This is a genomic window from Chloroflexota bacterium, from assembly GCA_016197225.1.
Classification (GTDB): Bacteria; Chloroflexota; Anaerolineae; order Anaerolineales; family VGOW01; genus VGOW01.
Genome location: JACPWC010000113.1, coordinates 1 through 11,129, shown reverse-complemented (window position 1 = coordinate 11,129; position 11,129 = coordinate 1). Strand labels below are relative to the sequence as shown.

The following is an 11,129-nucleotide window of genomic DNA, read 5'->3' as shown; positions in this document are numbered from 1 at the left end:
TACGTGAATGTGACGATAAAATTGCTTCCGCAAAAACCTGAGCCAGTTTTATTGGCGCAGATTTTTAGCCAAGTGGCCCGTCTGGGTCGCATTCACATCGCTCAACCCTCCTTCGTCCCATCGTAATGGCGAAGGTATTGATTATAGAAAACCAAGAATCCGCCCTGTAGCCCGAGTTTATCTACACCTGTAGCTATAGTTTCCGCATCGGCGTCCGATACGCCAATAGATGTCAATAGTCCTTTATCTCGTTGTATTGCCCAACAACTCGCCCATGAAATGCCACCATCGCCAGTGCTTTCTGAGATAAAGTCGCTCGTGCCAGAGCACTCTGTTCGATGCCCCGTCGGGTCCACATACTTCAGCGGGTTGTTGTACACATACGAATAGCGGTTCAGGCTTTGCGGATACTTCCAATCCGGCACCACCGTATCCGCGCTCAAGAAACGTCCCAGTTTGCTTGAGTAAAACCTTGCGCCGTAGCTGTAAATGCCACCAAGCCCTACGCTCAACTGCCCCGTGAAAAGATGGTCAGTCTTCAAGTCGGCGTTCGTGATGCGGCTCTCGCCAAAGGGATAATACCGCTGTTCGCCGCCCGTGCCAATGTTGCCGCTCGAGGTCAGCCGCACGCTGGCCGAGCCAAGATGGTCGCCTACCATGTAATACACGTTATTCGACGTGCCTACGATTTCTAAACGATAGGCTCCCGCTGGATAGTAGCTGGTCTTCTTCGTCGCGACATTTGCGGCGCTGTACTCCACTTCGTACAGGCCGCCAACGTACACCGTGTACGTGCCGTTGGGGTTGACCTTCTTGATGAGATTGCCGTCGCCGTCGTAGACGAATGTCGTCGTCTGCCCGCCAACAGTGACGGATGTCAAACGATTCTCCGCATCAAAGTTCTGCGTATACGTCGAGCCGCCTTCCACGCGCGTCGTCATGTTGCCGTTGGCGTTGTGGGCCAGGCCGGTCATCGAGCCGTTGATGAAACGACCGCCGACACACTACAACAAAACATTTCGCCGAGTCAAGCTTGGCCAAAAATTTTAAGCCGACTCAGTACATTGTCACGTATTTGTCACAGTACACTATCACGTTTCATATTACGTGTTTGCAAAACATGATGCCGCCACTACAGTCTTCCTAAACCATCAACGCTTTCAGCAAAACAATCAGGCCTGGTCATCCGAATAAAAAAATCCGCGTTTCATCAGCGTTATCCGCGTCCCGATCTGCCACGCCCGGCGCGAAACACCGACTTTTAGGAAAACCCTCGCGCCAATCGGCCAAGTCGAGCATTAATCAATGTTCTGTGGTAAACTTTTGCCACACTGTGTTGTTGAGCCAAGTTTACAACTTCTCACAAACACTTTCCGCTCCAGGCGGCAGGCCCCTCATAGCCGGCCGACCGGGGCAAATCCCAAGGAAAGGAGACCTCTCACCATGCGCAACTATGAAGTGGCTTTTATCATCCATCCCGAAGTGGACGATGAAGGCGTTGGCGCGCTTACGGAAAAAGTGCAAGGCTGGATCACGTCCGGCGGCGGCTCGATTGAAAAAGTCGAGCGGCAGGGCCGCAAGAAACTGGCCTACGAAATCCGCAAACAGCGCGAAGGGCATTACGTTTTGCTATACACCAAAATGAACGCCGGGACGCCGCTCGAAGTGGAACGCAACCTGCGCCTCACCGAGCAGATTATGCGCTTTATGATCGTGCGGCTCGACGCCGAGCCGGCCGCGCCGGTTCAGCCGGCGCCGGAAGAGCCGGCCCCGGCCTCGGCCTAAATTATCGAGACCCGTTATCAGACACGAGAGGAGTGACCCATGAGTAGAGGCTTAAACAAAGTCATGATCATTGGCAACCTCGGACGCGACCCGGAGATGCGCTACACTCCGGCCGGGCATCCAGTCACCACGTTCACCGTGGCCTGTTCGCGAATGTGGAGCACTCCTGACGGCGAACGGCGCGAAGAAACCGAATGGTTCAACGTCGTCGCCTGGAACAAACTGGCCGAGACCTGCAAACAATTCCTGGTCAAAGGCTCGCACGTCTACGTCGAAGGCCGGATGCAAACCCGGTCGTGGGAGGACGCCGAAGGCAAAAAGCACTCCCGCACCGAAGTGGTGGCCAACGAGATGACGATTCTCGACAACCGTAAACATCACGCCGCCGAAAATGCGGCCCCCGAAACTCACGAACCTGAAGATGAGTTTCCGTTTTAGCAAATAGAGGAGTTAAATCGTGGACGACTATCGCCGACGAGGCTCGGAAGACGAAGAAGGTGAAGGCGACGAGCGCGGGGGACGTTACGTCCGCCGGGTCCGGGTCTGCCAGTTCTGCGCCGAGAAGATCAAAACTGTGGACTACAAGCAGTCCGATCTCCTGCGCAAGTACATCACCGAACGGGGCAAGATTCGGCCCCGCCGCCAGACCGGAGCCTGCGCCAAACATCAACGCCTGGTCACAGAAGCCGTCAAACGCGCCCGCCACATGGCGCTTCTGCCTTACACATCCGGCACTGCGTAATCACTTGAGACCTGACAGGCCGCTGCGCGAGGCTCGTCAGGTCTCCGAGACATGAACGAAAACACTCGGGCATAGGGGCCACCCTATGCCCGTTGCCATGTAGCAAAGAGGAGAGTCAGTATGACCAAAAGCAGGCCGCCTCAAGCCGGCCTTACTCGCAAACACCTGGCCCGCGCCGAGCGCGAAGCGCTTTTACGCAAATGGGTCATCGGCGTCACCGTCGGCGTTATAGCTATTATTCTAGCCATCATCGGCTACGGCCTGCTGGACTTCTACGTCCTCCAGCCGCGCCAGCCGGTGGCCAAAGTGGGCCAAGTGGGCATTTCCACCGCCGACTTTCAAAAGGCGGTGAAGTATCAGCGCGTGCAGTTGAGCCAGCAATCCGCCCAACTCTCACAAATCATCCAACTGTTCGGCAGCAATTCCAACGCCACCAGCTTTTACCAAAACCAGCTCACCCAGATTGAAAGCCAACTGAGCGACCCGAACCTGTTGGGCCGCCAGGTGCTCGACCAACTGATAGACGACGAGATCATCCGGCAGGAAGCCGAAGCGCGTGGCATCACCGTTTCGCCTGAAGAAATTGACAAGGCGATCCAGGAAGCCTTTGATTTTTATCCCAACGGGACGCCGACTCCGGTTCCCACGGCCACCTTGCCGCCTACCGAGCCGCCGACGGTGACGCCCACCAGCACCGAAGGCCCCAGCCCCACACCTTCGGCCACCACGCCGCCGACGGCCACCCCGGAGCCGACTCAAACGTCCACCGCCGGCCCCTCGCCCACGCCTTTCCCCACCTCAACACCTTATACACTTGAAGGCTTTCAAAAGGCCTTTGGGGAGACGACGACCCGCTTCAAGAATTTCACCGGCATGACCGACGCCGACTTCCGCCGCCTCTTTGAGACCAACCTTTTGCGCGAGAAGGTGACGGACGCCATTGCCGCCGACACGCCGCGCGAGATTGACGAGGCCCACGCCCGGCACATCCTGGTGGCCGACGAAGCCGCCGCAACCGACCTCATCAAGCAATTACAGGCGGGCGCCGACTTTGCAACCCTGGCCGCCGCTAACTCGCTCGACACCAGCAACAAAGACAACGGCGGCGACCTGGGCACGTTCGCGCCGGGCCAGATGGTGGCCGAGTTTGATGCGGTGGTGTTCAGCGCCCCGCTCGGCCTCTACCCTCAGCCGGTGCAAACGCAGTTCGGCTACCACATCATCGAAGTTCTCTCCCGCGAGAAGCGCGAGATGACTGACGAAGAGTTTGCTACAAAGAAGACTGAAGCCTTCGACACCTGGCTGAGCAACAAGAAGGCCGAGACCGACCTCATCACCGAATTCAGCTACTGGCAACTGCGCGTGCCCGAAGTGCCGACGGTGGCAGACGTGCTCAACCCGCCCACCACCGACACGCCCGAACCCACAGCCACGCCATAACCAATCCATAAAGCAATAGGACACGGACGCGAAGCGCGCGGATAAACGCAGATTTTTCTCATCTGCGAAAATCAGCGCGCAAGCGTCCGCGTCCTATATCAGCCGTTCGGCCTCACCACCGCCTTCACCACCCGTCCGGCGGCCACATCGTCCAGCGCCGCATTCATCTCATCCAGCTTATACTCGCGGCTGATCATCCGCTCCCAGTTCACCCGCCCGCCGTGCCGGGCCAGCACATTCACCATCCGGTAAAAGTGGCTGAAGTCTGAGCCCCAACACCCGCGAATTTCCAAATGCTTCCGGTTGATGTCGAGATGTGGGTTGATGTTGATCTCGCCGGCGTCGGTGTACTGGCCGACGATGACGTAGCGTCCGCCGTCGCGTGTCATTTGCATTCCTTCACGCACGGCTGAGGGCACGCCCGTCGCCTCAATCGTTACGTCGGCCCCCCGCCCGTTCGTCAGCGCCCGAACCTTTTCCACCCGTTCCGCCGCCGTCGTTTCACCCACGCCGATCACCTCATCCACGCCAAACGCCTGAGCCGTCGCCAAACGATTCGGCGGATCGCCCAACACCATCACCCCGCCCGCGCCTGAGAGCAAGGCCAGTATCGCCGCGTTCAGCCCCACCGGCCCACTGCCCTGCACGGCCACCATGTCGCCCAACTGAATCGCCGCCCGCTCGATGGTGTGAATGGCCGTCGGCAAACCGCACCCGCCCGCAATCAAACGCTCCGGCGGCACGCCCTCCGGCAGAAGAATCGTCTTCACCTTTGGCTTGAGATAAATGTTCTGGCTCCAGCCGCCGAGCAACCCCTCATTGGCCGAGTAGGTGATGCCGTAAACTTTGCGATGCGGGCAACGGGTGGAGGCTTTGGCGACGAGGCAATACCAGCAATTGTGGCAGGTTTCATGGACATCCAGAAAGGTCACGGTGTCGCCGACGTTGATCGGGCGACCGTCAATGTCCGTCACCGCCCCGCCCGTCTCCACCACCCGCCCCACCGACACGTGGCCGGGGATGATCGGATACGGCACACCGGCCAGGTGGCCGTGATGCAAATGCACGTCGGTGCCGCACACTTCGGAATAAATCGTCTCCAGCAAAATGCCGCCCGGCTCAACAGTGGCGGCGGGCAGGTCTTGCACTTCAATGGGTTTGTTCGGGGCAGTCATCACGGCGGCGAGAGGCATTGTTTATCTCCAATTTTGCAATTATCCGTTCAATTCGTTCAATCCGTTGACCCTTAACTCGGCGGCTGGAACGGCGCGCGCCAGTCGGGCGACTTGTGAACATGCGCAACCTTCCAGCCCTCGGCCAACTTGATGAGCACCCGGCTCTCGTTGTACGAGCGCACGCGCACGCCACTCGCCGCGCTTTGCGAGAGCATCATCGTGTAGCTGGCGATCACGGTCTCGCCGTACTGTTGCAGTTTGAGGTTGGCCAGATCGTATCGTGTACGCGGCTTCTCGGCGCCAGGCGCGCCCGTAGGATCAAGCTGGCCGCCGGCCACGTCGGGCCGGGCCGACTCGATCATCATGAAGTCGTGGAAGGGGACGCCGTCAATTCGGTGGGGAACGATGTACCACTCGTACAAGGTGAGATCGGCAGTAGTGGTCGCATGATACGTTTCCAGATCGGCGTCGAAGATGGATTGCAGGTGGCGGTGGAGGGCGGCAAGCGCTTCAGTGTTGGTTGTCATCGAGCATCTCCTGTTTAATCATCAGCTTATCCCCTTCGCCCAAACTGCCTCTCCAACAACTCCACGCTCAGGTGAATCATCGTCGGGCGGCCATGCGGGCAGGTGCGCGGCGACTGGCAGGACTCGAGGCGGCGCACCAGTTCCACCTGCTCGGCCTGTGAGAGCGTTTGCCCGGCTTTGACGGCGGCCCGCTTGCACACCCGGGCGATCAGCCGGGCTTCGATCTCGGCGGCCAGCACCGTTTCGTCCTCTTCAAAGTCTTCGACGACGACGCGCACCGCCCGCGCCGGATCGATCTGGCCCAGCACGGTGGGCAGGGAGCGCACCAAAAAGGTGTTGCCGCCGAACGGTTCGATGCTGAAGCCCAGATGATTAAGGGTCTCAACTTGGGAATGCAGAATCGCGGCGGCGGCGGGCGGCACTTCAACAGCAACCGGGTCGAGCAGAGCCTGCGAGACGATCTGGGCGGCGGCGCGTTGCAGGCTGAAGGCTTCGTAGAGCACGCGCTCGTGGGCGGCGTGTTGATCTATCAGATACAGGCCGTCCGGGCCTTCGGCCACCACGTAGGCCGCGCCGATTTGGCCGATGACGCGCAGGAGGGGGACATGGCTGGCGGGGAGAGGCGGTTGTTGGGTGGTTGGGTAGTTGGGTGGTTGCGCGCCAGCGGTTTGGAGGTTGGGGCTTGGTAATTGGTTATTAGTTATTGGAGATTGAGGCGGGATGGAGTCGGCATCGAAACGGGGCGGGATGTTGGCGAAGATGGGCTGACTGCTTCCGAAGGAGGCTGAGGGCTGATTGCTCCAGTGGGCCGGTTCGATCTGCGGCACGGGCGCGCGAAAGATCAGGGTGCGGCGCGTGGCCCGCTCGACGACCGAGAAGGCCTCGTCGGATCGGCGGAAGCGCACTTCGGCTTTGGTGGGGTGAACGTTGACGTCCACGTCGGCGGCTGGAACGTTGAGCATAACCAGAGCGATCGGATAGCGGCCCACCATCAACATGGTGTGATAGGCCTGCATCACCGCCGCCGAGAGTCGAATGTCCTGCACCCAGCGCCCATTTACGAAGAAGGTGATCTCTTTGCGGTTGGAGCGGTTGAGGGCCGGCGGCGAGATGAAGCCGGAGACAGTGATTGCAGGCGGCGGGTGAGGAGTGGCGGGACGCTCGCGCAGGGCCAGCGGCCACTCGTCGTCGTTTTCGGGGAGCGGTTCGGGCGCGGGGTCGGGCGCGTCGGGCGGAATGATTTCCAGCAGTTGGCGAGCCACGTCCACGCCGTAAACCGCCGCCAGCACTTCGCGCAAATCGCCGTTGCCCGACGATTGAAAGACGCTGCGGTTTTCGAAGTTGAGGCGGAAGCGGGTTGTGGGATAGGCCAGGGCGTAGCGGGTGACGAGCGCCGTGATGTGGCCGCGTTCCGCCGTCTCGGATTTGAGGAACTTGAGGCGGGCCGGGACGTTGAAGAACAGGTTCTCAACGGAGACGACGGTGCCACGCGGCGCGCCGATCAGCCCGCGGCTGATCAAGTTACTGCCCTCGAATTTCATTTGCGTGCCGTCGGCTTCGTCGGCGTGGCGGGTGATCAGGCTCGCGCGCGAGACCGAGGCAATGGAGGCCAGGGCTTCGCCGCGAAAGCCCAGCGTGTCGACCGAGAACAGATCGTCCGCCGACTGAATCTTGGAGGTGGCATGACGGGCAAAGGCCAACTCAGCCTCGGCGGCGGGGATGCCCTGACCGTCGTCCGAAACGCGGATCAATGCCCGCCCCGCCCCTTCCACGTCAACGGTGATCGTTTTTGCGCCCGCGTCGAGGGCGTTCTCCAGCAGTTCCTTCACCACCGAGGCCGGGCGCTCGACCACTTCTCCGGCGGCGATCTGCGAGGCAATGTCTTCTGAAAGCAGGCGAATGGGCATGGCGAGATTATAATTCACTCACCATGACAACAGAAACAGCAATCATCATTGGCGCCGGGCTGGCCGGGCTGGCGACGGCTTTGGAATTGCACGAGGCGGGGTGGAAGACGATGGTGTTGGAGGCCCGCCACCGCGTGGGAGGCCGGGTGTTTACCCTGCGCGACGGCTTTACCGAAAACCAGTATGCCGAAGGCGGCGGCGAGTTTATCGAAGCGTTTCATCCGCGCCTGCTCGATCTGGTCCAGCGGTTTGGGCTTCAACTTGAAACGTTGGGCGGGATGGGTGATTGGGCGCAATGGGTGGCGCTGGAAGGACGCGTTGGGCGCGCGGACGATGTGAGCCTGTGGGGCGTTGACGTTGAGGCTGAGATGAAAAAGGTTTGGGCCGCCCTGGCCGGGTTGGGCCGCCACGTGCCCGACCCGGCCCAACCCCAGGCGGCGCCGGAGGCAACTCGCCTCGACCCGCAATCGGCGGCTGACTGGTTGAGGAGCCTGAACGTTCATTCGCTGGCAAAGAAAGTCTTCACGGCCCGCCTGCGCTCGGAGTTCATCGCCGAGCCGGAGCAGTTATCGCTTTTGGATCTCGCGCGCTGGGGCGCTTTTTACTACCGCGATCCTGACGACGACAGCCCCTCGTTCAGAATCGTAGGCGGCAACGACCAATTGCCACAGGCAATGGCGAGCGCCCTGCCCGACCTGCGCCTCGGGGCGGTCGTGACCGAGATACAACAGGATGACGAAAGAGTCCGCGTCACTTACCGAGTCGGCCAGACCGTGAACCGGGCCGAGGCCGACGAGGCCGTGCTGGCGATCCCGCTTGGCCCGGCGCGGGCGATCACCTTCAAGCCGCCTCTGCCGCCCGATCATCAAGCCATGTTGAACGGGGTGACTTACGGCGCAGTCACCAAAGTGCTGATTCAATATCGCAAGCGGTTTTGGGGCGAGGGCGATTGGAATGGAAGCCTGCTCACCGATTTGCCCATCACCTGCATTTGGGAGCCGACCCGCAACCAGCGTGGCGCGGGGCGCATCCTCACCGTTTACACAGGCGCGGCCGGCGGCGCGGAATTTTCGGCCATGAGCGACGACGACCGAATCGCGTTGGCCATTGCCCAGGTGGAGCAGGCCTTTCCCGGCTCGGCCCGGCACGTGGCGGCGGGGCGAACGATGGCCTGGCGCAACGAGCCGTTTTCGCAGGGCGGCTACGCCTCTTTTGCGCCGGGCGAGGTGATGGCCTACTGGGAAACTTTGCGGCGGCCCGCCGGCCGGTTGCACTTTGTGGGCGAGCACACGGCGGTGCACCAGGGTTACATGGAGGGCGCGGTGGAGAGCGGGCAGAGGGTCGCGGGAGCGTTGAGGGCGAAAAAAGAATACGGCTTGCCTGGTTGAACTCAGACAAGCCGTGTTCTCTTTACTCTTGCGATATCTGATTTTCGGGGCCGCTACCGTCTCGCCACTTTGCCCCGCGTTACCGCCGGGGTACTTCATCCACAGCAGGCGGCTGAAGGCGTTGTAGGCGGCTTTGGCGATTCTAGGGATATCTTTCTCTTTTCATTCCGCAGTGTAGACGTCAACTGAGAGCTCACAAGCATCCTGGATCGCGTTGTCAGTTGGCTTATCTCAGCCAGATTGGTGCTTCTCCAGTTTTGACATCCCCTACTCTGAACCAACCTGCCTTATCATGTTTAGAATTTCATCAGGCAAGACACCCAAAGCTGTTGCCATTCCTAATTCAAACGCGTCAATATCCTCTTGACGTTTACTAGCGACTAGGAGTTGATCTCCTGCCCACAACTGGAATTCATTGTCAACCGCCCGCCTAGACAAATTCCAATACAAACTGTTCAAAAACTCAGTTGCTGATATATCCCTTCGTCCAGGAAGATCCCGATGCCATCGTGATCGATGTTTCATAAATATCCCTTTCATAATTCATAATCTATCTATGGCTTTTGGCCGACATAGGGTACCGGGCCAGATGAAACCACTCGATCAGTAATACCTAATGGGACCGTTGTGGGATAACGGTAGATTGATGCGGTACCGTATGTGTTTGAGAACACTGGGCTCTCCCACTTAACAGTAAGCCCAGATACATCAACAGCAACAAATGCCGTCATCTTGTCATTGTTCCATGGCGTGGTAGTGAGAGCCCGAGATAGTTTATACGATGGTGTGGCAGCTGCTTGTAAAGGTGAAATGTCAGTAAAGTATATCCCTTCACCGAAAAAAGCATTAGGACCGGTGCCGAGTGATGGCAGTATCGCTTCTGACGCTAGGATTCCGGCTAAACCCGCGGCCGATGTGTAATGGTAAAGTACTTGAGGTGCATCTGGCGGCTCACTTGCTGTTGGCGTTGGTGTCCTCGTTACCGTTGTAGTTGCTTGTGCTGCCCGTGTAGCAGATGTTCCACTGCCTTGAGATGTTGCAGTAGGGCCAGGGGTAGATGTAGCCGCTGCCTGATAGGAGAACTCGGGCGCAGAAGCGGGAGCGACCAAAAAGTCAGGGCCACCTACAAATGGAATATTTATTTGCGGCAATGTGTAGGATTGTGTGTTAGAGGTAGAGTTGCTCTTAGCGTGGCTATCATTGTGGCGACCACCACCGCCCCCTCCACATTCCGGATCAGAATATGCAGAACCACAAACCGACGCATGTCCTGTCGGGTCAATGTATTTTAGCGGGTTATTAAGTGTGTAGCCGAATCTATTCAGGCTTTGCGGATTCTTCCAATCTGGCACGACCGTATCCGCGCTCAAGAACCGCCCCAAACGCGGTGAATACATTCTCGCGCCATAGCTGTAAATGCCGCCCAGCCCTACTTCCAATTGTCCAGTGAACAGGCGCGCGGTCTTCAAATCCGCCGTCGTGATTCGGCTCTCGCCAAATAGATAATACCGCTGTTCGCCGTTGGTCACAAGATTCCCGTTCACATCCAACAATGTGCTGGCCGAGCCGAGATGGTCTTTGAGCAGGTAGTACAGCGTATTCGCGCCGCCTACAACATCAACCCGCATTGCCCCGCCGGGGTAGTAACTCGTCTTCTTCGTCACCGCGTTAGCGGCACTGTACTCAACTTCGTAGACGCCGATGTAGACCGTGTACGTTCCATCCGGCTTGACTTTCTTGACGAGTGTATTGTCGCCGTCGTACACAAACGTCGTCGTCTGCCCGCCAGTCACCACCGACATCATCATGTTCTCGGCGTTGAAGTTCTGAGCATAAGTTGTGCCGCCCTCAACCCGTTTCACCATATTGCCGTTTTGGTCGTAGCAGAAAGTATCAGAGCCAGCGGAAGTCGCGGCATGGGGTTTGCTCAACGCTCCTATAGTGGCCCCCTTTGTCAAGACACAAAAAGGGCTTGGGCTAAGGTGCAATTTGTTCCCTTGCGGGAGATTGGGTGGATACCATCGTCGTCGTAGGGGCTGTGGATATGTGGGCAGGGGGTGCCCGTCGGCTGTCCACATATCCACAGCCTGGTCGGCGTCAGTTCAGGCAGGTCGGGCTGGCGAAATAGATCTGGGCGGGTGTGCGGTAGCCCAGTGACTGGTGCG

Annotated in this window: 10 protein-coding genes; 5 read left to right on the top strand and 5 right to left on the bottom strand. The window is 59.0% G+C overall.

Annotation, left to right across the window (positions count from 1 at the left end):
- Positions 1 to 101: 101 nt before the first annotated feature.
- A complete protein-coding gene (locus HYZ49_18290; protein MBI3244234.1) occupies positions 102 to 974 on the bottom strand; it encodes an RHS repeat-associated core domain-containing protein in 873 nt (290 codons plus the stop codon).
- Positions 975 to 1,443: 469 nt separating this feature from the next.
- Between HYZ49_18290 and rpsF the strand changes: the two genes are divergently transcribed.
- From rpsF to HYZ49_18270, 4 genes are all read left to right on the top strand, one after another.
- Positions 1,444 to 1,785, top strand: a complete 342-nt coding sequence (gene rpsF / locus HYZ49_18285; GenBank protein ID MBI3244233.1) for a 30S ribosomal protein S6 — start codon at positions 1,444 to 1,446, stop codon at positions 1,783 to 1,785.
- A gap of 39 nt (positions 1,786 to 1,824) precedes the next feature.
- A complete protein-coding gene (locus tag HYZ49_18280; GenBank protein MBI3244232.1) occupies positions 1,825 to 2,223 on the top strand; it encodes a single-stranded DNA-binding protein in 399 nt (132 codons plus the stop codon).
- Between the two features lie 19 nt (positions 2,224 to 2,242).
- Positions 2,243 to 2,527 carry a 30S ribosomal protein S18 gene (locus tag HYZ49_18275; GenBank protein ID MBI3244231.1) on the top strand — a complete coding sequence of 95 codons (285 nt, stop codon included), beginning with the start codon at positions 2,243 to 2,245 and terminating at the stop codon, positions 2,525 to 2,527.
- Positions 2,528 to 2,647: 120 nt separating this feature from the next.
- A complete protein-coding gene (locus tag HYZ49_18270) occupies positions 2,648 to 3,967 on the top strand; it encodes a peptidylprolyl isomerase (protein ID MBI3244230.1) in 1,320 nt (439 codons plus the stop codon).
- A gap of 98 nt (positions 3,968 to 4,065) precedes the next feature.
- On the opposite strand, the gene HYZ49_18265 is transcribed toward HYZ49_18270, so the two are convergent.
- The 3 genes from HYZ49_18265 to mutL are packed head-to-tail and all read right to left on the bottom strand — an operon-like array spanning position 4,066 to position 7,576.
- Entirely contained in the window at positions 4,066 to 5,160 is a 1,095-nt protein-coding gene (locus HYZ49_18265) for a zinc-binding dehydrogenase (GenBank protein MBI3244229.1), read from the bottom strand.
- Between the two features lie 53 nt (positions 5,161 to 5,213).
- Positions 5,214 to 5,669 (bottom strand): protein kinase, encoded by a 456-nt coding sequence (locus tag HYZ49_18260; protein ID MBI3244228.1) that lies wholly within the window; start codon positions 5,667 to 5,669, stop codon positions 5,214 to 5,216.
- Between the two features lie 26 nt (positions 5,670 to 5,695).
- Positions 5,696 to 7,576 (bottom strand): DNA mismatch repair endonuclease MutL, encoded by a 1,881-nt coding sequence (gene mutL / locus HYZ49_18255; GenBank protein MBI3244227.1) that lies wholly within the window; start codon positions 7,574 to 7,576, stop codon positions 5,696 to 5,698.
- 23 nt (positions 7,577 to 7,599) lie between these two features.
- On the opposite strand from mutL, the gene HYZ49_18250 reads away from it, so the two are divergent.
- Positions 7,600 to 8,964 carry an FAD-dependent oxidoreductase gene (locus HYZ49_18250; GenBank protein ID MBI3244226.1) on the top strand — a complete coding sequence of 455 codons (1,365 nt, stop codon included), beginning with the start codon at positions 7,600 to 7,602 and terminating at the stop codon, positions 8,962 to 8,964.
- A 554-nt stretch (positions 8,965 to 9,518) separates the two neighbouring features.
- Here HYZ49_18250 and HYZ49_18245 read toward each other — a convergent pair.
- A complete protein-coding gene (locus tag HYZ49_18245; protein MBI3244225.1) occupies positions 9,519 to 10,895 on the bottom strand; it encodes a hypothetical protein in 1,377 nt (458 codons plus the stop codon).
- Between the last annotated feature and the right edge of the window lie 234 nt (positions 10,896 to 11,129).

Excerpts from the sequence above, each read along its gene's own strand:
- HYZ49_18290 (MBI3244234.1), bottom strand. The coding sequence starts at position 974 with ATGACCGGCCTGGCCCACAACGCCAACGGCAACATGACGACGCGCGTG.
- HYZ49_18250 (MBI3244226.1), top strand. The coding sequence starts at position 7,600 with ATGACAACAGAAACAGCAATCATCATTGGCGCCGGGCTGGCCGGGCTG.
- HYZ49_18260 (MBI3244228.1), bottom strand. The coding sequence starts at position 5,669 with ATGACAACCAACACTGAAGCGCTTGCCGCCCTCCACCGCCACCTGCAA.
- HYZ49_18280 (MBI3244232.1), top strand. The coding sequence starts at position 1,825 with ATGAGTAGAGGCTTAAACAAAGTCATGATCATTGGCAACCTCGGACGC.
- HYZ49_18270 (MBI3244230.1), top strand. The coding sequence starts at position 2,648 with ATGACCAAAAGCAGGCCGCCTCAAGCCGGCCTTACTCGCAAACACCTG.
- rpsF (MBI3244233.1), top strand. The coding sequence starts at position 1,444 with ATGCGCAACTATGAAGTGGCTTTTATCATCCATCCCGAAGTGGACGAT.
- HYZ49_18265 (MBI3244229.1), bottom strand. The coding sequence starts at position 5,160 with ATGCCTCTCGCCGCCGTGATGACTGCCCCGAACAAACCCATTGAAGTG.
- mutL (MBI3244227.1), bottom strand. The coding sequence starts at position 7,576 with ATGCCCATTCGCCTGCTTTCAGAAGACATTGCCTCGCAGATCGCCGCC.